Here is a 25,504-nt window from a genome sequence, read left to right as displayed (position 1 = left end):
CTTTTTTATTTTGTTCAAAATTCATAGGTATTTTATAAATACTTATACAACATTTCCATTGCCTCGATGTTATACTTTTTATAGTCAAACACTTTATAGGATGGTTTTTCATACATAACTTTTTCCATGCCATGCACCAAACCTTGAATACTATTTTCTACGATTTCACCATATCCATTTTCAAGTACACTTCTGTTCCCCGGTATGTCCGTAGCAATAATTGGTTTATTTAGAATTAAACATTCTAATAACACCATAGGTTGACCTTCGTGATTGGAGGGAAGCACAAAACAATCGCAATCTTGAATCAATGGAAAAGGATTTTCTAATTGTCCTACTAAATGGATTTTCTCTTGTAATCCGTATGAGTGTATTAGTGATGTTAGCTCCGCTTGTAATTCACCACTGCCAATAATAAACAGTTGAATCTTTTCGTTTTTTTTATAACATTCAACAAACGCTTGAATTAACTTTTGGTGGTCTTTTTCCGGTGACAATCGTCCCATCGTTACAAAATTATATACAGACTGATCTGGTACTAACTGTCTTTGAATATTGACCGATTTTTCATTAGAATCGTATTCCTTATCACCTATTTTCATTGTTTCCCTTAACAAAACTGAATCTAATACATAGGTATAATTTATTGAGTTGTGAACATAAACCATTTTTTCATCACTGTTTAAAACTAAATGCTCCAAATCTTTTTTATTTACATTTCTCGTATGTTCCGCAACGGAAATTACATAATCAAAATAATTATAAAGAGGAAAAATTACATTAAAGTTTTCTTTATGCTTATATTTATTGTCAACAATCTTCTCATACTCTTTCATCATTTCATTATGTTGAAATATCAACTTTTTATTAAATGAATTTACTGCAAATAAAATGGTCCAAAACTTAACATAACCGCTGAAATCTATAACAATGTCAAATTTCGAATGACCGAACAGCCTTTTATATTCTCTCCTATACATCGAGAGAATTTCTTTATCTAAATAATCTTTAGGTCCTTTAAGATAAAATGTTTCCGCTCCGTATTTAAATAAATGGGTTTGGCGATCCGCTTCATTTGACAATACATCCATACTTCCAACCCGATAATATTTTTTCACCTTCTCGTTCAATCGATTAAAATTCTTAGAAGTTTCTTCGTTAAAATTCCCTTTCTCCGACACCATCACATTGTATTTTTCATAATCAATATTATTCAATAGGTTAATGGCAGAGGTTGTGATCCCGTTGTTTAAAAATCCGCCACAATACATTAATATATTTGTCTTATCATCCTCAACCGTGTACGTATAGGTACTATCATTATAAAAAATAGCATCAATCACTCGTGATGTACTTTGACCGTCCTCTAAAGGTAAAAATGTCTTTTGGCAAAAATCGAGTTTTTCTTTATATACATCCTGATAATGTTGAGCATTGGATACTTCGTCAATAACGTCAAAAATACTCGTACATATCGGACCGGGCATCTCTTCAATATCCAAATAAAATCCACGGTCTTTTTTATATTGATTTTGATCATACGCATAAAAAATAATCGGTTTTTTCGTTATAATAAAGTCGAAAAAAATACTAGAGTAATCGGTAATTAATAGATCGACAATACTCAAAAGTTCATTGCTATCAACATGCTCAGGAACAACTGATATATGTTTATGACTATTCTTTAAATGATTTTGCATCAATGAGTGTACTTTAAGCAAAATCGTATACTGTTCACTAAGGCTTTTTTCCAATACTTTGATGTCATGAATGATCTTATTTATTTCATCTGAAACATTTCCTACTTCTCCCCTCCATGTTGGCGCATAAAGGATTATCTTTTTATTTTCTTTACATCCTAATTGCTTCTTTCTATTTATAGAATCTTCTAATACTAGATCAACTCGAGGATAACCTGTTTCGGCTATTTTCCCTCGATAGATCCCTCTTAAATCATGTGAATCGATCATTTTATCAGCCGTAAATTTATTTGGGGCAATTATGTAATCTGTATGCATAAAATTTCTCATGAGGTTTTTATGTTGTCCTAAACTACCATTCATATCTTTTCCCAAAGTTTTCAATGGTGTTCCATGCCAAGTATTTACATATACCTGACCTTCTTTTTTTATAAAATACGGGGGAAAGGAGGTGTTATTAATTAAATATTTACAACTGGCTAAATACCTTAAGTAGGAATCACTATTTACTTCTACATATTCAACATTAGGCAGATCTAGGAACTCTTTCGGACAGTTATTTACATCATTAAGCGCCCAAACATATTGGTAATCGTTGAATCGTTCATCGTGAACTAATCGTTTAAAAATTGCATACGGATTACAACTCATATTTTTCCCATGAAAGCTTTCAAACAGGATAGTGTGTTCACGTATCGCTAATGTTTCATAATAATATGTGTATTCGGCATGATCCGAAGTTCGATGATTTATTGTTTTGTTGATTCTTTTTTGTTTTGTAACAATGATGGTAAATCCCGTTAGTTTTTCAACTAGTCTTTTTACTTTTCGAAGTGGTATTCTTATATATTTATTCAATTACTATTTCTCCTTATTAAAATGTTTGTCAATAAGCCAACCCATTTACAATAAGATTTACCTTCCTTTTTAAAACATATACCTGAAATATTTATTTCATACAAAAGGCGTAGTAAATACGAGATGGGGAAATTCAAAGGTAAAATGGATGTTTCAAATTGGCGGGAAATATTTGATTAGGAAGAGACTATTAATCGTCAAGTTCGAGGTCAAAATAATTGTTAATTTAATTTGCAACTATATCGTTATTTAATCGTCTAATTTTACAAAAAAAGAGATAAGGTAATCACCATTATCCCGTTTTAAAGAACATTTTTATGCAGAAAGAATACCATCTATTTCCTGTTATCGTTTTGGAGCTGAGCGGTTACTTGAACAACCCTTTCACCTAATGCTCTTCCCAGCGCCTGATCTTGCTCATTTAATAGAACAGAGCTTTCTACGGGGCATGAGATTCCAACGCCATAATAAGAACCGTAAAGAACATTTTCGGGTATATTTCCCGGCAACCCTACAATGATCATCCCTTGATGAAGCATTGGTGTAATAAGATTTAGCAAGGTTGCTTCCAATCCCCCGTGTGTTGTGGCTATTGTACAAAAAACAGCGCCCACTTTATCCACCAGTTTGCCATGTGCCCATAGATAACCAAGTTTGTCCATCCACTTCTTTAATCCAGAACTAATGCTGCCGAAATGGCCGGGGCATCCCCAAATAATTGCATCCATTTCCGGCAGGTCATGGACATCGGCTTCGTCAACATGTTTGACGTACACAGTAGCTTTTCCAGTCTGTTCTGCCCCATGACCAATCTCTCTCGCTAAAGCTTCCGTATGTCCGCCTTCACTATCGTATACAATAAACACCTTCATTTACTATCTCTCCATTACTTTAAAGAGTTTTAAATATTGTAGGAAGCGTATTTTCTTTTTATTTCTTTTTATGTAATGATTTCAATGCATTTCGAAACTCATCATCATTCATTTCCTGTTTCTCTTTTTGATTGCCCTGCGCTAGATGGCTTAATGCTTGACGAAACTGTTCATCTTTCTCTCCAATATGGCGGCTTCCCTTGTTCTCATGATTAGATGATGTATGAGGTATTTCATTCTCTATTTTTACCCTAATTTTCTTTTCACTTTCAACCGGTTTAACTTCTTTATATTTCTTAATCGTAGTAATGAAGGCAATAAGAATCGCTAATGTCAAAACAAAATAGATGGAAAGCGCCCCTAAGGCTTGACCTAGCCCCGCTTCTAATCTTCCGTCATAATAAAGCAATGCCCTTATTCCGTCTACAATATATCTCGTAGGTAAAATATAACTGAAAAATCGATGGACAAAAGGCAATGTTGATAATGGAAATGCTCCTCCACTAGAAAAGATCCCCATAAAATTTACCGGGAACATGACTAACATTCCCCATCCTCCTAAAAAAACCGCTATCGTTTTAAATAAGAGAAACATGGTTGTACAACTAAAAAAAGTAAACAGGAATATTGCCCAAATGCTAGAAGCATGTGCACTTCCAAAGATTCCAAATACCCCAAGTTGGATAAGAATTGACACACAGAACGTTAAAATGAAACCAAACATTATTTCTGATGCAAGGACTTCAGATTCACTTAATGCCGATCCTCTTTTTTTCAACGTACCATTACTTCGCAAAAGATATCCGTGAATCATATTTGCTCCTAACATCCCAGTAATGGAGGATATTAGGGCCATAACAAATGGTGTCATTCCTTTATTCAGATTAACCGGTAGCCCCAGCACATTTTTTGAAACAACCTTTACTGGATTGTCTAATAATGTAGCATTCTCCGGTGCTAATCTCATTCCTTTTTGCAGCAGTTCCTTTTTTAGTTGGCTGCTAATTTCTTTAGAAGTAGACAAAGCGACGGTTTGAAGGGTGTTACTCGCAATCATAGTCGCAGTTTGTCCAATCCCTTCGTTTAATAAAACTTCTAAATCAGCTGGTTTACCATTCGTAAGATTGGAAAGAAGGGTATCATGAACTTGATCAAGATTTTTCGAATAATTTGAAGGAATAATTAATGCTCCATAAGCTTTGTTATTTCTTAAATCGGTAAATGCACGTTGCCTAGTTTTGTCAACCTTCCATTTAAAGGAGTTTCCATTTTGCTTTTCGATAAGATTTAATAATATAGCATCGCCAACTTTTCCTTTATCTTCATTTACAATAATCAGAGGAACATCGGACATGTTTTGATTTGCCCCTTTAAATATTGGCAGGTAAACAAAGACCATGACTAACATTAATAAAGAGATTAACCAAATTGGAAACCAAGAGGAGCTTAATTTAAACAACTGATTCACGACCTTCAATCCCCTAACCACGAATATATTTTATTCCTATTTATTATGTCCGTTTTGTTGGTGATTATTAGAAATCAAAAAGCGATGGGAACTCCATAAATAAAAAAAGGATGGTTCTTCTGTTTTCGAAACAAAAGAATCATCCGGGCTTATGTTTTATTGATATTTGTATCATTAAAAACTATAGCTTTTTTGAATCGTTCTATTCAATCAACCCTGTATCCTCAATTTGCACGTTCGATTGCACTTTAAATTTAAGGGTTGGATAGATGTGTTGCCATTCTTCCCAATCATTTGAGTTGAAATGTCTGCTTCGGTAGCGCATGCCAAAACCGATGGGATCGACACCTTCTTTTTGCACTTTTTCTAGGAATTTCTTCATTCTTTTGTTTAACATCTTTTCTGACTCTTTCTCATAATGTGTTAATTTCTCATTATGTACCGCTTTGATTGCTTCTTCGATTCTCCCTTTTACTTTAAGCTTCACATGAATATAAGGTTGCTTGCCAGGTGGAGTGATAATGTTGTATTTCGTTTTTACTTTTTGTGTTTCAATAATGATCATATCTTTTCCTTTGTTTACTTTTAGTACACTTTTCCCCTCTTTATTTAACATGTAATTAAGAAATTTGGTTTCTTCTGAAGTTAAGATGGTTTTCATTTTTTTCTTGTTGGTCAGAGCCATCGTATTAATTGTAAATAGTGATTCCTTTGCTTGGATAATTGGAAGCATTGGATCAAGTCCTTTTTCCGTCAGCCTTTTTTTAAAATCATAATAAAAGGGTGGAATGATATACGGTGTTTCCGATCCATCTTTTCCAAGGGCGAGGAACAACGCATTGGATGGAAGCTGCTCCGATTTTGGTTTCACTTTCAACACATCGAGTGCACTTGGTTTACCTACTCCAACCCATGCAATCTGCTGGATATCTCTTCTGCGCGCGAACCAATAATTAATTTCCACAGGGAGTTTTTCCCGCAGTAAATCTTGCCCGAATAAAATGACTTTTGCATGGCCGAAATCAATTTCCTTGTCCACCTTTGTTTTTATCATTCGTACTGCCTCGGAAATAGAATTAGCTTTTTCAGAAACAATAAGAAAATCATCCGGCTCATTCTTCGTACCAGGAATCACAAATTTTAAGCTAATATCATATTTTTTTTGACTATTAGATGCTGTATCTATTCCGATACTCACAACAAATATTCGTTTATCAATATCTTTAAATCCACAGCCGCTTAAAATAAGCAGCAAAAGAAAAATACATACGAAGCAACTCTTTTTAACTATTTTTTTGATAGTGTTCTCCTCCTTGCCCACAAAAAGAAACTCGCGACAAAAAGTATTTCAACAATGAATCGGACGACCATCCAGTAAGATGTGAATGTATTTAATAAAACAGTATTTGTAAAAGTAACACCAACAATGGAAAGACAAACATAAAGGGCAATAACTGTCCCGTTTTGCTTTTTACTAGATTTCTTTTTAAAGGTTCCTTTCATTAATTCAAAGGCAACATGCCAGTGAACAGAAACACTAATAAGTACTGTACTCATATAAAAAATGAGGAACAAGAAGATCACTCGCTCAATTGGACTATAGACCATTCGAATCGAGTCCGAGGTTGAAATCCATGGATAAAGAAATTCCTCCGTTTGATCCGCCCCATTAAACCCAATCGGGATAAAAAAAGTGGTGAATAAACTAACGCAGCCCAATAAAAAAATAGCAACGAAATTCCAATTAGATAATGTTTTCTTAATCACACGGTTGAAAATAATCAAATTGGTAAACCCAGTAAATACGTAGGTTGCCGTGCCGATTACTTTTAAATTTGGCATTTCAAAAAGGTGAGTTCCCACCTCTAAGATGGCATCCCAGCTAATATTTTCATTCGTATATGCCTTGAATATAATAAATCCAATTAATGGAGTATTAATAAAAAGCACAATTTCTAATAAATACATAACTCTATCAGTCGGCAACTGGATAACAAAACAAATGGAAACTAAATAAATGGCTAAAATCATCAGCTTAGGAAATTCAGGATTGATGAAACGATTTAAAATATCAATAAATTCAAGCAAGGTAATCAAACCCGCAGAAAACCATAAAAATTGCATCATAGAAAAACAGGTGATTTTCAATAATCGATGCTGACTTGAGGCAAAAATCTCGGGAAATCCCTGTTCAGGAAATTTAGACATGGCTTTAATGAACAAAAATGTTATGCACAGGCTTATTGGTACAGCGATCAATATCCCCATGACAGCCCCTTCAAAACGATACTCTATTAAAATTTTGGGAACAAACATAATGACATTGATCAGCATGTTTATTAATACAAGGTATAAAAAATAACGATTCAACGTCCTGCTCCTTTACCCGTTTCCTAGATTTTTCTTTGATTTATTTTGAACAAGGGTAAGAAACGGTTCCCCAAAACTGTCCAGCTTCACAAAATAGGCGATAATCATGAAGAATCCTATGACAACGCCTATTAATCCGAATAACGTTGCTAACACCAACACAAAGTACTTCAACACTCTGATCGCAAAACTAAAAGCATTAATCGGCACCACAAAGTTTGAAATCGCAACGGCAGATACAAGAATAATCATGATATTGCTAACTAAATCCGCTTCCGTAGCAGCCTGTCCCAAAATCAACCCGCCAACCGTTGTTGCAGTTGGACCAATCGCTTTTGGCAAACGGATACTAGCTTCTGTTAATAGTTCCATCATAAATAGCATCAATAATACCTCGATGAAAGATGGATAGGGGACACCTGTACGGCTTCCAGCAATCGATATCGCTAATTGAGCTCTAAATACCTCGGGATTATAGCTTGTCAAAGCAACGTATAACCCAGGTAAAGTAATACTCAAGAAAAATCCGATATAGCGGAGCACCTGTAGAAATCTGCCGACCCAATAGGTTTGATAGATATCCTCCATTGAAGCCATGAAATCCTTCATTACGGTTGGCAAAATGACCGCAAATGGTGAGCCGGAAGTAAGCAAGACTACTTTTCCACCAGCTAAGTTTACGGCTACCCTGTCTGGTCTCTCACTCACGAGCATGACCGGGAACAGCGACCGATTACTTTTTTTTATAATATCAAGGAGCTGTTCGCCCGATTGAAACATTTGAACTTCAACGGAGGAAAGAAAATTTTTTATTCTTTCTAAAACAGCGGGATCGGCATATTTGGTATCGTGAAGAATCATTACTTTTGTTTGCGATACCGTTCCAATCGTTGTAGATTCTACAGTTAAAGTAGTAGACGGGTATCGCTGACGAATGAGTCCCAGATTGGTAGGCAAGCTTTCACTAAATCCAGATTGCGGGCCTTGTGTGGTCGTTTCAATGGTAGTATCTAAAACGGCATTATTTTGATCAATTTTACTATCTAATAAAAAAATAAAATCCTGATAAAAAAGAATCGAAACCCCTCTTACTAACTCATCTAGCGTTTTCTTTTCATCCTCGAACGGTTTAATTTTTGGCTGTGATTGCAGGTAATCTAAGAACCGTTCAGGAGATTTAATTTCAAAAAAAGGAACAACCACATATTCTTGAAAGATCTTCTCATCACTAATCGTATTTATATATAAAACTTCAATCGATTTTTCTTCCGTATGTAACTCTTTAGAAACAACCTCTTCCGAGCAAGCAACCTTCCTTTTTAAGGATTCCTGGATAGATTGAATCATATATATAAATCCTCCCCACATTAGAAAAGCATAAACACCTTACTTTCGACGTATGAATTTCATAGTCTTTTACTGAGATGAAGGAGTCACGACGAGGTAGCGGGTCATGTTGAGTTATCCCGGTGGAAGGCGTCGAAATACGTTTGCTGATAAGCGCTGAAGCTAGACATAGCAGATTCTGTTTGTTTTAAAATTTATACATTTATCTTTTAAAAACACTTCTCTTACTGTCTCCTGGTAATTGGAATTTTATTCATGTGACATCTGACTAGCATTTCTCTTTTGGCTTTACTTCTATAAACAAATTATTTGGATTTTGTGACCCGTACGCAGCTTGGGAATCTACTTTTTTCGTTTTGTGGATCATAGATTTCTGTTTGTGACCCAAAGGTTCTGCTTTGTGCATCATACTTTTGCTTTTGTGGCGCATACGCAGCTTGGAAATCTACCTTTTTTCGTTTTGTGAATCATAGAATTCTGTTTGCGACCCATAGGTTCTGTTTTGTGCATCATACTTTTGGTTTTGTGATGCATACTCAGCTTGGGAATCTACCTTTTTTCCGTTTGTAGACCATCTATCATTTTAAAATGATAAAGGGACAGCAGACTTGGTCCACTATCCCTTCTACTTAGCTATAAATCTTGTTACTTTGGTTCACGTGATCCATAGTTATTCTTGGGGTTACCCCTTGAATCCATTCTTCATCGCACTTAAACGTATTTACAACCTTTCAAGTTCATGAGTAAAGCGGTTTTTGTAGTTTCGACTAGAGAAAGAAGGGATGGTTCCACCGCAGTTAAACGTCTTAATTATTGGTGAAAGTGACACACTAAGCAATCCTTTTCTCTAAATATACTGAACGACGAAAATACTTATCTAGCATATGTCCGAATAATGACGCCAATACTTGTTGAAACAGCATCGCAATAATGACTGGTGTGGCCACACTTGGATGAAAGTAGGTAACAGCTAAGACAGCTCCCGCGCTTATATTTCTCATCCCACCAAGAAACGTTAAGGAAACAATCGTATCTCGGTCTCTCTTTAGCCATTTACCAATCAAAAAGGAAAATAAATAACCAGTGAAAGCAATGAGAAAAACAACAGCACCGATTCCGATTAGTTTCAAATTTACATTTTTTAAATGTGGAGCAACTACAGCCCCATTCAACATGACAACAATCCCTAGGCATATTTTAGAAAAAGGGGCCAATCTTGTTCCTAAAGTTTCTTTTACCCTTCCATGTGTCAATTGATTTAGAATCATCCCTAGAATGGAAGGAACCACAATCATTCCAAATAATCCACTCATGATGCTGAAAATGTCCATTTCAACTTCCTGCCCAACAAATAACGACAGCGTCAAAGGAACAATGAACGGGGACAATAACGTATCAATTAAGATGAGTGACAACGTTAACGCCATATTCCCCTTATAAATGGAAACCCAAATCACGCTCGTTATCCCAGTTGGAATGACCATTCCTAATACAAGACCAGTGATCGTATAGGAATCACCATTAAAGACAATGCACCCTATCCCCCATGCCCACAATGGCATCACAATATGTAAAACCAGCATAGCAATAATAATCGGAAATGGGTGTGTCACCGATTGTTTAAGTGATTGAAAATTAGAACCGAGGCTACCCGAAAAGGTCATAAATGCAAAAATCCATGGGATTAAATAAGAAAAATCCTTTATATAAGCGGTTAACAGCACTCCAAGAACCACACTAGCCGGTGTGATAAACGGCATCAATTTTTCAAGCTGCTTATTTATTCTCAATAACAAGAAAAACATCTCCTATTAAACTTCAAATTCACCGGAACAGACACTTATTGGAAATCTGAGCTTTTACTTTATTAGATTAATATGAAAGAGGACGCACGTAAATGATTTTTGAAAGTAAAGAACAAATTCTATTCTTTAGAGAAAATCGAAAAAGAAACATAAAATAAACCAAGGAGCTCAGAACTCCCTGGTTTGAAAATTTGTAACTACCTATCGCAAGTCGGTATGTTAGGGTAAATGAATTACGAGAAGAGCCACCATTTCGTTTTCGCCGATGCGGGTCGCTCCTCTTTGTATTTTTTTAATTGAAAAAATACACCGCTCTTTTTAATTTCTTTGTCCTCAATTTCCGGCCGTTTTCAATAGCATTCTTAACCCGAGAAAAGCGGCCCAAGGTTCATCATTTGGATTAAAATAAAAACGGATTGGCCGATCGGTTTCCATTATGACAAGCGTTGTTTGGTCAGTAGCTCTTAACGTGAATATTTTGTTATCAATTTTTGCTTGTAAAACGCTGCCTTCAAGTAAAATCTGGAGATATGTTCCTTCTTCTGACTGATAGGTGCCTACAAATTTCTTTTTTCGTTCTTCAGGTAATTCGATGGTTGGTTCAAAATAATTATGATTTATTTTTATAGGGAGCTCTAACGCCGTATTCGCCACTTCTAACCATATATCTTTTGCAGGGGCGTCTGATACATTTGTTAAAACGGCAATCGCAAGTTTATGTTCAGTAATAAAGCCAAAATTAGAGGATACACCTGGTTGGCCACCGCCATGCTCGACTAAAGTAACACCGTGATAATCCGGTGTGACTTGCAATGCAAAGCCGTAATACGAATTCCGGTTTATATGTACATATGGATTTTGCATTTTTTCTAATTGATTCTTAGATATGAATGTGTCTTCTTCAATTAGACCTTGGTTGACATAAAGTTCACCGTATTTTAGTAAATCCAGAACATTCGAGCGAATCCCTCCACCTACCTCATAATTCCCTAAGGTTGGCCAATTTTGCTTTTCAAATTGTTCTGTTTCCTGATGGTATACATAAGGGCTCGATACATCATCCAGTTTATTAATTTCTTCGATACTAAAAGAGGAACGATTCATTTGCAGCGGGGTTAACAGTTCTTCGGTTATATATCTTCTATATATACGACCTGTCAATCGCTCGATAATGGCACCTAGTAATAAAAATGTATCATTGCAATAGCTCAAATATTCTCCGGGCTTACCTAGTAAAGAATGTTCCTTTTCAGCTAAATAGGTTAAGTGTTCGTGGAATTTATTTAGTTCTTCTCTTCGTCTAATCGGTGCTAAACCTGTTGTATGCGTTAATAAATGATAGATTTTAATCGATTCCATCGCGTCAATGTTAGGAATCTGAAATTCTGGCAAGTACTTTATAACTGGATCATGAATAGACAGTTTACCTTCTTCTTCTAGTTTCATAATCGCGAGTGCAGTAAAGGATTTTGTAACGGAAGCAATGCCAAAAATCGTCTTTGGTGTTACTAATTCCATGGACTCCAGATCTTTTACGCCAAATCCTTTTTGATAAATCACTTCCCCATTTTTGCTGACAGCAATAGCCACTCCCGGGATATGGTCAGCTTCCATTCGTTTACTTAGGTTCTCCTCAAATAATCTCCAGTTCACCGCAACCACCTCTTTATCGAAGTATTAATAATATAATTATTAATCTATCATTTTGTAGGAAAGGTGGGAAGGTTATTTAATGTTTCTATGTTGAATCATTTCAAATACACTTTTCTCAAGCCAGCTCATCCCATTAACCGAACAGAATTATAGTGAGAAAATAAACGTTCGAAATGCCTCCTGCCCTTCTTTTCGTTTAAAAACACTTGCATCCTCAAGCACCTTTAAAAATTTATATCCAACCTCTTTTTGGATAATTTTTTTTACGGTTGCAGGTGTAATTTCATCTTGATAACGATTTTTCATCTCGTCCGACCATGGAAGATGACAGGGTTTAATATGATTTGTCCGGTCTAGTAAATAGTTCTCCACCTCTGACAGTTCTTCCTTCAGGCGTGAAGGCAAGACTGCAAGCCCCATCACTTCAATTAATCCGATATTTTCCTTTTTAATATGATGCACATCGGCGTGAGGGTGAAAAATTCCAAGTGGATGCTCCTCATTTGTTCGATTATTACGGAGGACTAGGTCCATTTCAAACCGACCGTTCCGCATTCTTGCTATGGGAGTAATCGTATTATGTCTTGTTCCGCCTGTATACGCATAAATATTTGAAACGGGATCTGAATACTCTTTCCACTTTTCAAAAATATAGTTACAGGCAGCAACCATTTGTTTCATGTCACTGCCCCTTAATCGGATAACGGACATCGGCCACTTGATCGTCGAAAAATGAATCATTGGAAAAGCATCGAGTGCAAATACTATTTCATCCTTTGCTTTCACCATTGCAAACTCATAGTTTCCACCTTGATAATGATCATGAGTAAGAATAGATCCTCCTACAATTGGCAGGTCTGCATTAGAGCCAATGAAATAATGAGGGAATTTCTCAACAAATTCCAAAAGTCTTTGAAATGTTTCCCGATTAATCACCATATTGCGATGTTCATGGGATAGTACGATACAATGTTCATTATAATAAACATATGGTGAATATTGTAAAAGCCATTGTTCCTTATTCAATTCCAATCTAATCATTCTATGATTCGATCGCGCAGGATGACCAATTCTGCCGGAAAAGCCTTCATTTTCTATACAAAGCAGGCATGTTGGATAATGTGAGGTCGTTCTTCTCTCTTTTTCCCTAGCTATCTCCTTCGGGTCTTTCTCTGGCTTTGATAGATTAATTGTTATATCTAATTCGCCATATTCTGTTACGGCTTTGTAATTAATATTTTCGGCGATTCTTTTCATTTGAATATAGTTACTATTTTGGCTTAATTCATAAAAATAGGCAGTTGCTTTTTCAGGGCTGTTCGTCCATTTTTGATAAAAGATTTTATTAATTTCAGATGGCAGTTTCAAAAAAACATTCATGATTTGGCTGCTTAACATTTCCCTTTCATCAAATAAATCCTCAATTATGCCCGCCTGAACAGCAAACAGCATCAATTCATCAAGAAGTTCTGGAACATCAAGATTACGCCTCTCTACATGGTTATTTTTTTGCGAAAAATCGGTCAAACCGAGAAAGGCCATAATCTGGTTTCGTGCATAAATCTCATCCTCCTGCTGAATCATATGTAATTCAATCGCTTTCAAGACTAGTTCGTTAATGGACCCATACACATTCATGTTCATCCCTCCTTACATATATCCATTTACATGGGTGCGATGCCAATTCCAAGCGTCACGAATAATCTGGTGAATGGATGTTCGTTTCGAATTCCATCCAAGAACTTGCTTTGCCTTTTCAGAAGAGGCAATCAATGTACTCGGGTCACCTGCTCTTCGTTCTACTATTTTTGTTGGAATCGGATGCCCTGTGATCTCCCTTGCAGCTTCCACAATTTCTTTTACGGAATAGCCTTTACTGCTTCCAAGGTTAAACACATTACTTTCTCCACCTTTTTGCAAATATTGTAGCGCTAATATATGTGCATCTATTAAATCTTCAACATGAATATAATCACGGATACAAGTCCCATCCTGAGTATCATAGTCGTCGCCAAAAATAGAAATAAAATCTCTTTTGCCTGAGGGTACTTGGAGAACCACAGGGATTAGATGAGTTTCCGGATCGTGGTCCTCGCCAATCTCTCCTGTTGCTCTTGCACCAGCAACATTAAAATAACGCAAAGAAACATATTTAATCCCGTATGCAGCATCACACCACTTCATTAACTTTTCCATTATTAATTTTGTTTCTCCATAGGCGTTGGTCGGATTCGTTTCAGCAGTTTCTGTAATTGGTATGACTTCCTGCTCACCATACGTTGCTGCCGTTGAAGAAAAAACAATATGTTTGACACCAAAATCGTTCATTACTTCTAAAAGTACTTGTGTACCATAAACATTATTGTCAAAGTATTTAATAGGACTTGTCATCGACTCCCCTACTAATGAACTGGCGGCGAAATGAATAACACTTTCAATTTGTTCCTTTTCAAAAACTAGGTGCAAAAATGCCTTATCTTTAATATTCCCTTGATAAAATCTTGCTTTTGGATGGATTGCTTGTTGATGTCCAGTAAGTAAATTGTCCACAACGACGACATCAAAATGTTTATCAATTAACTGGTAAACTGCATGTGAACCAATATAACCTGCCCCACCGAGAACTAAAATACTCATTTACAATCCCCCCTATTTCCGAAACTTCCCTTTTTATAATAAAAACCAGGTGTTGGTTTTGTTTCATTGCCAACTCGCTGCATGCTAGGAATTGATCAAAAGGTTCTAACTATATTTTCGATTGTAATCATAAAGCAAGCCAAGGAGACCAGCTAATCCGATTAGCATTATACCTAAATGGAGTTTACCAACTGTGTTTTTACCAATGAATAGTAAGGCTATACAAATAATAAAGGCAACTACCTTTAAAATAACAAGAATCCTATGATTCATTTGAAAAATCCCTCCATTGTATTTCACTAGGTGCCAATGTTACCTTTTGGCTGTTTCCTTGGCCGTCGTAGACAAGTGTGGTTTGTTCATTCAGCGAATTATTTACAATTGCCATTTTTTGAATCAGTGGATACGCATGTACTTCACAATATACGTTGCTAGCATGCCATTTAAGAAATTCACCCTCTTTATGTGCTGCGTAAAATAATGCTCGCATCAACAAACGAGTGTTTTCTTCGCTATAAGGCAGACCAGCGATATAAACGCCTCTTCCCTTTCCAAAATCATGACTGGACAGATGTATTTCACCATTCGAATACTCAATGATTTCGGTATCCTCCGATAATGAATAAATATTTTTCATTCCTTCTCCAAAATCGAATGAAGTACTGTCAGTAGAAATAAAATGCTTTTCTAAAGCAGTTGTAAAATATTTATCTGTCGACAAACTAAACCCTAGTTCCTTGTCTACGCCAAGTGCCTCAGCTAATTGAAAATAATGGCCTTGATGATGATAAGCTGTTGGTTCACCAATTCCAATAAAGCCGCCGCCATTATAAATCCAAGCTCTGATTGTCGTGATGAGCTTTTCGTCAGCCCATTTCTCCCCGCCGGAAAAAGCCGTCCCGGCGTCACCCGCATTGATAATTACATCGACATCCTTTGGTACACCGTCCCTGATTACATCGTCAAAGCTTATGAACGTAACATCAACAGCCGCACCACTTAACGATTCCAATACACCTAAATAAGAATAGATTTGTTTATACCATAAGGCGTGTGCAACCATATGGGTTTGCCAAGTTCTTACTTTTCCCCATGAATTCAAAATAGCCACTTTAATTCCCGTATAAGGTTTAATTCCTTTAATCGTGTCGTAAATATTCCGGAATTCATCTGTCACCTTTTCAATATAAGCAACAAATTCAGGGAATTTATAAGCGAGACTCAAATAACCACCATAGCCGATTCGATCGACAGGATTTCGTAAGATGGCTCTTCTTGCCGTAAGCCAGTTTTCATTCGCTTCGATCACAGGATTATTCCCTTCATAAAACGTATCAGGGAAGAAATAAGGCAAAAACCTTCCTTCCGTGTAACGAACATGTGGAATATCTGCTATCATCCGTAATGTTGCACCGCCACCAACACTACCGACAACTGCATCAAAGCCAATATTTTCAAAATACTTACCATATGGCTCCGTACCAATCCAGTTATCACCTAGAAACATCATCGCTTCTTTGCCGCTCTCATGAACAATACCCACAAGTTTCTTAGCTTCTTCAGCCACAAATTTTTGGATAAAATCCATATAATCAATAAATGCTTTAGTCGGTATTCTGAAAGATGTATTGTAATATCCTTGATCCACGATATCTTCCGGTCTTAAACGATAGCCTTTTTCTTGTTCAAAAGCGTCCATTGCAGCTACAGAAACGCTTGCTCCATAACCAAACCAATCAACAAATTTCTCTTTGCCTAAATGATTGAATACTAATGTAAAATGGTAGAATAATGTTGTGAAACGAACCACATCAGTATCCGGATTCTCTTGCAGCCATTGTGTTAAATAGGATTTCATATACTCATTGGAATGTGGCTGCCTTACATCAAATGGAATATCATGTGCTTTATCTCCCCAATTATTAGTAATATGATTGTACATTTGTGTAGGGTCCCAAATCGCATAAACTAAGAACGACACAGTATATTCATGCCAAGGAATTGCATCGGTAATTAAGATACTATTCTTATCTTCATTTACTTCCCACTGATGAATATCAACCACTTTTCCAGTTGTCCGATCAATGACTTCCCAGTATTTCTTAGGATCATGCACATAATCAGGCTTCAATTGTTCCGTAAAATAGCCCTTCATAAAATCTATTTCAAGAGTTTCCGTTACCGCCGTGTTGAACATGCTCATCAAATATAATTGTTGGCATTCTTCCATATGTTTTTGCGCAAATTCATTATGGCCGCGGGCAACAAAATAAGTCGTATAAATTTTTGCATCTAATTGCTTAATGCTGTCATCCAATTTCGTGCCATCACTGTCTCGGATGGCATCCGCTCCCCATCTCTCCATCAATTCTTTTGTTTCAGTGAGGAAATTTTCCTCACTTGGTAGGGTAACGCGTCCTTTTTTCTTTTCCATGTTCATCCTCCTAGTCCTTCAATCCGCCAAGAGTCATCCCTTGCGTTAGTTTCTTTTGAACCAATATGTACAAAATTAAAGTTGGCAACATGACAAGAACCATTCCTGCATACAATTGGCCATAATTTGCGGCAGATTTTTGTGCAGCCATTAAGTTCATAAGCCCGACAGGCAACGTTTTATTCGGTCCCGGAATCAAAGTCAAAGCAATAATGTATTCATTCCAAAATGAAAGGAAATTGAATAGGATGATTGCGATGATGCTTGGTCGAGCCATTGGAATCATAATTTTGATCATCGTAATGAAATATCCGGCACCATCCACAAGTGCCGCTTCCTCATAGGTTGCAGGCAGCGATTGAAAATAACTAGATAATAAATAGATGGTAAAGGGCAATGCCGTTGCTGCATAAACGACTGCTAAAACAAATAGATTATCCAATAAAAAGCCTTCTCCAAATTGCCCACGTAAAAAGTTATCCCCGTTCAATAAAAGAAGAAAGATTGGAACGACAATGTAGTTCACATTAATAAATAACCCAGCTTTAAACAATGTGTTAAAAAATTTACTCCCTCTAAACGTGTATCTTGCTAAAACATATGCTGCCGGCAAAGCAACAATCAGTAAAATTAAAAGTGCCAGTGCCGTAACCATAACCGAATTCAGCATATACATGCCCATGTTTGCTTTTTCAAACGCATCGATGAAATTTTGAATGTAAAATCCTTTCGGCATAGTCCACGGACTACCATAAAACTCAGAATTCTGTTTAATGGAAGCTAAGAAAACCCATGCTACAGGAATAATAATAGAAATGGCTAATGTGATCAGGGCAACATAGATAAATAAACGGTAAATTTTCTCTGCATTCATTCCTTTTTGTTTTTTCATCAACGTGAACCTCCTTAATACTCCAGCACTTCCCGTTTGGTGACGCGACTAATAATCGCCGATAGTGCGAATGAGAATAAGAAGATAACTACCCCAATTGCCATACCGTAACCATAAGAAGAATTGGTGTATGCTTGCTTATACATGTAGCTTAAAAATACTTCAGTAGATCCATCAGGACCGCCGCCAGTCATTGCTTGCACGAGCAAAAAACTTAAATTAATCGTACTGATAATAAAAAATGTTAACGTCGTCCGGATGTTATTCCATATCAATGGCAAAGTAATACTAAAAAATTGTCTAATCCTTCCCGCGCCTTCCAATGCAGAAGCTTCATAGAAACTTTCCGGAATACTGGAGATACTCGTCATATACATGACCATATAATAACCAATGGATTGCCAAATGAGCGCTCCCCCTATACTGTATATCGCAATTTGTTGATTCCCCAGCCACATCTTTTGAAGACCTTCAAATTTAAAGACAGCGAATAGATTGTTTAGTAATCCCGTTGATGGGTCATATACTGCCGAAAAGATACCTGCAATAACGACAATTGATAGGATATTAGGGATATAGAAAATAATCCGAAAAAAGCCATTACCTTTTATTTTTTCTCTCGTTAATAATGTGGCAAATAAAATAGACATCACCATCGTAACGATGGTTACAATCACGATTAATAAAATACTGTTTTGGAGAGAGCGAATAAAATTCATATCATTCCATAACTTTTTGAAATTCTCCAAACCTACGAATACTTGATTATTTGAAAACCCACCCCATTTATACAAGGACATTCTAAATACCTCTATTGTAGGCACAATCATGAATATCGCTAACAAGATAAGTGCGGGTGCTAAACAAACAAAAATAAAAATCCTTTTCTCCGTTGTTTTATTCACTGCCATCACCTCTATTAATGAAAGATAACGGTGAGAATCGCGCTCACCGTTATTACTTTGTGAAACTATTATTTTAAAGCAGGACGTAATTGGTCACTTGCCTTTTCAACGGCCTTCTGCCAATCTTTAACTGTTTTGTCACCAGAAACAACACTATCAATACTTCCAAATAATGAATCAGCCATACTGACACCTTCAACAGGATCGGTTGCAGCAAATCCGCCCATTCCTGCTTTTGCTCCATTATCATAAATACTATAAAATAATTGATTGTCTCCTGAGAGTTTACTAGAAATACCTTCAATTGGTTGAATTGCGCCTGATTCAGCGAAAATGTCCGCAGCTTTATCAGAATAAACAAATGTTAAGAAATCCTTGGCAGCATCTTGATTTTTTGATTGCGATGGTACCCACATTTGCTCAAAGAAAGTAAAAGCATAGCGGTCACCGCCATCTTCAATTGCAGGTAGAGCAGTCATGCCCCATTCAAATTTTTTCGCTCTAGGAGCATCTTTCATTTCCCCTACAACCCAAGTGCCATTAGGCATAAAGAGCGCTTTATCATCTAAAACTAATTGTTGATTTTTTTGATAGTTTTTATCGTTTCCATTCGCAACTGTTGTTGGATCAGTGTACTTCGCCAATTTTCCAACAATTTCAAATACCTTAGTTGCTTCAGGAGTTTCCCAAATACCATCTTCATATCTCATCGCACGATTATAAAACTCCGGTCCGCCCACTTCTAAGAGTAAAGAATAGACGAATGCATCAAAGTAACCAGTAGTCGGATATGTGAATAGGGAAATTCCTTCCGCTTTCGCTTTATCTCCCAAAGCCCACATCTCATCCCAAGTCTTCGGTACTTTCCAGCCCTTTTCTTCTAACAATGCTTTATTAAAGAATAATCCAGTAGGGCTATAGAACATTGGGGCTAAGTATGTCTTATTATCGTTGTAGGGATTGGTTGCAAGTGTATCAGTAAACCCTGGAATTAATTTATCCTTCACTTTGACATCTTCACCATATACTTTTTTATCAAAAACATCTGTAATATCTACTAATGCTTTATCCTTGATCAGCGTTTCAGTCAGTGCTAATTTCCTCCCAGTTGCTAATAAAACGACATCCGGATAGTTTCCAGCTTTCATGTTCGGGCTGATTACCTCTTCCAAGTTCTTATCAACCGTCAACTCTACCTTCACATTAGGATTTGCTTCTTCATACGCCTTAGCTACTTTTGTCCACATATCTTTCCCATACGCTGATTCTAATGCAGCTACTTGTAAAGTCTGTTTTTTGTCGCCATTCGAGTTAACCTTCTTGTCTCCACCGTTCTGACAAGCGATTAAGCCAAATGATAGTAAAGTGATCATTCCAGCCATCATTAACGTCTTCTTCATCCTTCAATCCCCCTTTATACCTAAAGTATACGATTGGAAAAACGCTTACACAACAAACATATTGCTCTGTTTTTTATGTATCTTGCTTTCCATTGTAAAAATTGAATAAAAATTCTATAATATTAAAAAAGTGCAATTACCTCAGATACTCTAGCGAAAAAGCAGGCTCCTGTAGCGGAAAGGAACGGTCTATGTTCCCAAAATCAACAAGGAGGGGATTATTTGTCAAATGAGATCGTTGAAATACCGCAGTCTAATCGAGGTCATCTTCCAGTAAAAATTCTTTATGTAACCAAATCAAAATATGATAAGGATTGGCATAGCACCAATCATACCCATCACTTCACCGAAATTTTATACATAACAAAGGGAAAAGGTACTTTTATATTTTCAAACCAAGAAGTACCCGTTACAGAACATGATTTAATCGTCATCAATCCGAATATAGAGCACACTGAAAAATCCGCCGATGGAGACCCGCTTGAATACATCGCACTAGGTATCCAAGGTCTCTCCTTCTTTGACCCAAATGATTCGGGTTCCCAGGTCACCTTTTATAATTTTAAACTGGAGCAGAATGTTTATCTTTTTTACCTCCAACAATTAATTGAAGAAGTCCAAAACCAGAAAGAAGATTATGAACTGATTGTCCAAAACATTCTAGAAATACTATTGCTTAAAATGATGAGAAAAAAAGCGTTCAACTTAGAAAAAACCTCTACGCAAAAGATTAACAAAGATATTGCTTTTATTAAAAACTATATTAAGCTCCATTTTCGTGAAAACATTAATCTAGATACTTTAGCTGAAGCTGGACATATAAATAAATACTATTTGGCCCATTCATTCAAGAAATTAGTTGGTGTTTCTCCTATTGAGTACTTAATTCAGACACGGATTAGAGAAAGTAAAATATTGCTGGAAACGACTAACTATCCCATCTCGAATATTGCGGCAATAACAGGGTTTTCTTCGCAATCTTTCTTTGCTCAATCGTTTAAACGTGTAACAAATGTATCTCCTTCACATTATAGAAATATCAAAAACTCAAAAACGAATAAAACAAAAAAAGCAAGAAGCAAATCCTTAAAAAAATAACCGGGACGAATTTTTCTCGTCCCGGCGGTCTTCTTTAGAAGACGGGAAAAAGGGCCACGTTCTTATCCCACCTTCTGTAAGCTTAGTTCACTCTTTCAATGCGCAGGTTGTCTAACATAAATGTCCCCGCGCCCGTATCGCCGTCCAAGCTTGTTCCATCACTAAAGATTCCAATATAAGTTTGGCCATTTTCAGACCCTGTTATCGTAAATTCTGCCCTTTTTGTATTCGTTGATGATTGAAGCAGGTCATTCACACCTAATCCCTTCGCATTTGCAATGTCTCGAACATCAATTTCTTGATCCCCCGAGATGAAGCGATACGCATTTGCTGTCGTTTGATAATCGAATGATACTTTATAAGTTACTCCTGATTCAAAGTGATAGTTTTGGGGAATGGTACGATAAACTAAACCTTTGTTTCCGGTATTCACTTTAACGGACCATTTTCCTCCTAGTACATCATCGACTAATTTTTTGCCTGCCCATCCTTTTTGTGTATATGGAGCATGCAGTTCAGATAGATGGATTCTGTTATCCTCTACACCTTCTGTATTCCCGATAACAAATGGGTAAATCCCTTGGACAACAGATTCAAAGTCTTGTTCAAATACATTTGTAGAAACATCATTAGACAATGACTTCTGAACGATCCGAATATCATCAAATTTTGTATTTCCGCTACCAGGGTCCCGGCTAAGTAATAATTGGGCTGTTTTTGATGTAGCCTTAAAATTTACTTTCATTCTTTGCATTTTACTATTGCTTCCATCATTTGAAGCATGTGAATCCGCTTTGACATAGTTCTTTTGCAAGCTACGAAGGGTGTAACTTTTCGTATGCTTTTTCCCGGTAACGACTTCTATGGATGCCTTCGCATCACTATTGTTTTCAACATAAACTTCTGCCACATACTCTTTCCCAGGTTTTAAGTCTGTAATCGTGCGGATCATGGATGTAGTTTTTGACGGATTATCGATATTTAAGAAATAGTCACCGCTGCTTAAGTTACGTGCACTTCCTGTTTGATTGGTTTGTTTGACATTTACAGATTTTTTATCCCCGGCGATTAATGTATGTTTATCTGTTACTGTTCCTGAATTAAATCCTGTGTCATAAACATGAGCACCCTCGCTCCAATTATCGATTTGCAATCCCTTCGCTTTTTTTGGTACAACGATATATGGAGTTGCTGCCTCAGCTGTCAGCGTAATTTGATTATTTACCACTTTTACTTTCTTTTCATCCGTTCTACCTTGATCGGTTAATTTGTATACATTGACACTTGATGCACCTTTGTATTCATCCGGAAGTGTCCAAGTGGTCGTACCGCCTTTCAAATTCCAATGATATAATTTTTTGGAATCAGGCGTTTTTGTTTTAAAGTCTTGTTTAGCCCAAGGGATTAGATAAGAATGTTCATCAAGGACAATATTTCCATTAAGTGTAATCACACGTTCCCTAGAGTTATCTTTTCTCGTGACAACGACAACATCTCCGTTACTAGGATCAGTTAATTTAATTTCTTTTTCCAAGTTTGTTTTTTGCTTATCTCCATCAACTGTTGTCCATTTCGTTACATAATACTTTTGCAAAAATTTAGTAGGAACATTCGTATCAAATGTCATTCGGATGAAGTTATCAAAGTTCTTATCCGATTGCCATCCTTCAAAACCAGCCAGTTCATATCCCCCAAGTAGAGGATGATCAGCTGTTCCGCCTGCCTCCGGCCAATTCAATACCCAAGAATCCTTTTGATGATTACTAATAAAACGAAGTACATCCGAGTTGATTCCTTTGCTGGCCGGTCCCCCGTAATTTTTATCAGTAGCCCAGTGCTGCCATGTTGAGTAATTGGCTACAGATGTACCAGTTTCCGTTGATACTCTCCAGCCGCGGTCCATCAGCTGTTCGGCAATTCGATCCGATTCCCATTGATCTTGATACCAGACATCTAAATAAATGAAGTCAAGTGCCGGTGCAGCGGCCTTTAATTCATCCAGCCTTTTGGCACGAGTGCCGGAATACAAATCCTTTAATTTATTGATAGTATAAGATTGGTCTAGCCAGCCCCAACCTTTCGAATTTGGTCCGTCAATAAAATCTTCATTAAATGCTGCAGCTTCAGGGTACGTTTCTTGAGCGTTTATATGAACACCAAATTCGGTATTGTACTTATGACCTTCATTAATCAGCTTGTTTAAATCTTCAGCGCCTCCCATCCGTTCACCAACATTGCCGTAATCAGGATGGGCGCTGTCATGACCTTCACTCCCATAGCCCTTTAACAAAACTGCCTGACCTAGCCCATCTGTTGCCAGAGCTACCTTTTTTACATTATCTAATGTTTTTAAGAATGGCTGCTGTGCTTGTGAGCCAAAATTCATAGCAATTCGTGTGCCTACATTATTATTTACATCTTCCGAACCTTTAATTTTTTGCATGATCTCACGATAAGCAATGGCACCATCCTGCCAATTGATTTCATGGTCATCGTTCAAATCCTCGGCAATGGCTATTTTTATCGTTGGTTTCGTTGATTGCGGCTTCGGCATAAATGGCTTGTGATAGTAAAGTGCATTAGAACCAAGACCCATTGTCTTTGCACCATTTTCATTTTCAAATCGACTGGCAATTAGGTTCCCATAGCCATTAACTTCTGAACTGGACCAAATGCCGGCACTCAATTGATCATTTGACAAAAATCCGGCATAATAGGAGCCTTTCGATCCGATATTTCCCATAGATGAATCAACTCTTACATCCAGATCACCTGATATTGTGACATCGCTGCTAAGTTTAGCTAATTTAGCAGTTGCGTTTTTTTGATTAGAATTCACGGAGATAAAGTTCATGTCAGCAAACTCAACCGATTCAATGGTTGCGCTGTCCTTGTTCGTGATTTTATCAAATTGATAGATTACTTTATTATGATCGACCTTCAATGAAACGTTAAATATTGCATCAAGTTTTTCGTCCGCATCCACTACTTTTAATGTATACTCCGCTTTACTTTTACTTACCTTCTTAAAAGTAACTTCGGGATAATAAAGTGTGCCATTAACTTTTAACCCGTAAACAGGAGATTCTTGTCCATTCATTTCCTTATCACCAACATTATATTTCACAACGCGCGGGAATACTTGATCAATTGTGACATCCATATATTTTGAGCTGAGTGTATCTTCAATCGGCGGAGTGTCAGGAGCTTTTGGTGGCTCATATTCGTTAATTTTGATATTAGAAATGGTAACATTTGCTGCACCACGGCTTTTTTCGAATCCAACGAAACCAGGTTGATCTACACCGCCTGCTAATGTCCATGTATTCACCTTTTCACCATCAATGTAAAGGGTTGCTGAATCATCAAGGAATTTCAGACGTAAGTGGTAGGTTTGATTCGCTATTAGCGGAACACTGGATGTCATCGATGTCCAACTATTTGAAGGTCCAAAAACTTCTCCAAAATATTGGTTGTTCTGATCACCTGTTCCTACGTATGTGTAAGCCGATGAATTTTGAACACGATAAATTAAACCAAAGCGGTTCATGTTATCGGTGTCAGGTGTAATGTCCGCTTCAAAGCTGCCATTCTTAATTTTTTCCATTCCATTGTAAACGATGCGATTTTTTTGACTAGAAGTTACACGGAAGGTTGCAGAACCATCTTCATTATAGGTAATTTTTCCATCCCCAGAGATAATGGTAAAATCACCTTCTTCCAGTTTGTCATCTAAAATGTCTACAGAGTCCTCATTACTTGTACTTAGATGATTTACCCCCGTTTTCGCCACTGCATGCAATGGTGGAACAAAATTCCCCATACACGTGATCAAAATCACCATAAGTACAACAATTGTACTAAAGGATTTTTTGAAATGCTGCTTCCCCACTTTATCTCCTCCTATGAACCAAAGATATTAATATAAAAGGATACAGCTATAGAAATGAGAATCTTACATAAACATTTTAATAATCTGAGGAGTTTGTTTGATACTAATCGAATGATTAAAAAGTTTGGATTAAACCCGGCTTCTACAGCAAATACCACTTTTACATTAACTTT

17 protein-coding genes are annotated in these 25,504 nt (G+C 36.7%); 1 reads left to right on the top strand and 16 read right to left on the bottom strand.

Annotated elements, in window-relative coordinates; translation table 11 throughout:
• Positions 1-32: 32 nt before the first annotated feature.
• The 15 genes from I5776_RS03645 to I5776_RS03575 form a co-directional block, all read right to left on the bottom strand.
• A complete protein-coding gene (locus I5776_RS03645) occupies positions 33-2,558 on the bottom strand; it encodes a glycosyltransferase (protein WP_202779017.1) in 2,526 nt (841 codons plus the stop codon).
• Positions 2,559-2,893: 335 nt separating this feature from the next.
• Positions 2,894-3,430, bottom strand: coding sequence for an NAD(P)H-dependent oxidoreductase (locus I5776_RS03640; protein WP_202779016.1), 537 nt, complete (start codon positions 3,428-3,430; stop codon positions 2,894-2,896).
• 58 nt (positions 3,431-3,488) lie between these two features.
• Complete coding sequence (locus I5776_RS03635) at positions 3,489-4,898, bottom strand: ABC transporter permease (protein ID WP_202779015.1); 1,410 nt, start codon at positions 4,896-4,898, stop codon at positions 3,489-3,491.
• Positions 4,899-5,100: 202 nt separating this feature from the next.
• Positions 5,101-6,153 carry a Ger(x)C family spore germination protein gene (locus I5776_RS03630; protein WP_246483905.1) on the bottom strand — a complete coding sequence of 351 codons (1,053 nt, stop codon included), beginning with the start codon at positions 6,151-6,153 and terminating at the stop codon, positions 5,101-5,103.
• Positions 6,154-6,185: 32 nt separating this feature from the next.
• Complete coding sequence (locus I5776_RS03625; protein ID WP_202779014.1) at positions 6,186-7,268, bottom strand: GerAB/ArcD/ProY family transporter; 1,083 nt, start codon at positions 7,266-7,268, stop codon at positions 6,186-6,188.
• Positions 7,269-7,280: 12 nt separating this feature from the next.
• The gene (locus I5776_RS03620) at positions 7,281-8,615 is read right to left on the bottom strand and encodes a spore germination protein (RefSeq protein ID WP_202779013.1); all 1,335 of its coding nucleotides are present in this window, start codon (positions 8,613-8,615) and stop codon (positions 7,281-7,283) included.
• Positions 8,616-9,445: 830 nt separating this feature from the next.
• The gene (locus tag I5776_RS03615; RefSeq protein ID WP_202779012.1) at positions 9,446-10,411 is read right to left on the bottom strand and encodes a bile acid:sodium symporter family protein; all 966 of its coding nucleotides are present in this window, start codon (positions 10,409-10,411) and stop codon (positions 9,446-9,448) included.
• Positions 10,412-10,753: 342 nt separating this feature from the next.
• Entirely contained in the window at positions 10,754-12,073 is a 1,320-nt protein-coding gene (locus I5776_RS03610) for a serine hydrolase domain-containing protein (protein ID WP_343066427.1), read from the bottom strand.
• A 147-nt stretch (positions 12,074-12,220) separates the two neighbouring features.
• A complete protein-coding gene (galT, locus tag I5776_RS03605; protein ID WP_202779010.1) occupies positions 12,221-13,711 on the bottom strand; it encodes a UDP-glucose--hexose-1-phosphate uridylyltransferase in 1,491 nt (496 codons plus the stop codon).
• Positions 13,712-13,723: 12 nt separating this feature from the next.
• The gene (gene galE, locus I5776_RS03600; RefSeq protein ID WP_202779009.1) at positions 13,724-14,710 is read right to left on the bottom strand and encodes a UDP-glucose 4-epimerase GalE; all 987 of its coding nucleotides are present in this window, start codon (positions 14,708-14,710) and stop codon (positions 13,724-13,726) included.
• A gap of 105 nt (positions 14,711-14,815) precedes the next feature.
• Positions 14,816-14,983 (bottom strand): DUF6903 family protein, encoded by a 168-nt coding sequence (locus I5776_RS03595; protein WP_202779008.1) that lies wholly within the window; start codon positions 14,981-14,983, stop codon positions 14,816-14,818.
• On the bottom strand, positions 14,973-17,144 hold the full coding sequence (gene gnpA / locus I5776_RS03590) for a 1,3-beta-galactosyl-N-acetylhexosamine phosphorylase (protein WP_202779007.1): 2,172 nt from the start codon (positions 17,142-17,144) through the stop codon (positions 14,973-14,975). The genes I5776_RS03595 and gnpA overlap by 11 nt, the downstream gene beginning before the upstream one ends.
• 10 nt (positions 17,145-17,154) lie before the next feature.
• A complete protein-coding gene (locus I5776_RS03585; protein WP_202779006.1) occupies positions 17,155-18,036 on the bottom strand; it encodes a carbohydrate ABC transporter permease in 882 nt (293 codons plus the stop codon).
• 14 nt (positions 18,037-18,050) lie between these two features.
• On the bottom strand, positions 18,051-18,941 hold the full coding sequence (locus I5776_RS03580) for a carbohydrate ABC transporter permease (protein ID WP_202780663.1): 891 nt from the start codon (positions 18,939-18,941) through the stop codon (positions 18,051-18,053).
• A gap of 68 nt (positions 18,942-19,009) precedes the next feature.
• Positions 19,010-20,341, bottom strand: a complete 1,332-nt coding sequence (locus tag I5776_RS03575) for a carbohydrate ABC transporter substrate-binding protein (protein ID WP_202779005.1) — start codon at positions 20,339-20,341, stop codon at positions 19,010-19,012.
• 222 nt (positions 20,342-20,563) lie between these two features.
• On the opposite strand from I5776_RS03575, the gene I5776_RS03570 reads away from it, so the two are divergent.
• Entirely contained in the window at positions 20,564-21,439 is an 876-nt protein-coding gene (locus I5776_RS03570; RefSeq protein ID WP_202779004.1) for an AraC family transcriptional regulator, read from the top strand.
• Between the two features lie 82 nt (positions 21,440-21,521).
• Here I5776_RS03570 and I5776_RS03565 read toward each other — a convergent pair whose 3' ends face one another.
• Entirely contained in the window at positions 21,522-25,331 is a 3,810-nt protein-coding gene (locus I5776_RS03565) for an endo-alpha-N-acetylgalactosaminidase family protein (protein ID WP_246483903.1), read from the bottom strand.
• Positions 25,332-25,504: the final 173 nt, after the last annotated feature.

The organism is Heyndrickxia vini (genome assembly GCF_016772275.1).
Taxonomy (GTDB): domain Bacteria; phylum Bacillota; class Bacilli; order Bacillales; family Bacillaceae_C; genus Heyndrickxia; species Heyndrickxia vini.
This window is presented reverse-complemented; position numbering and strand designations above follow the sequence as displayed.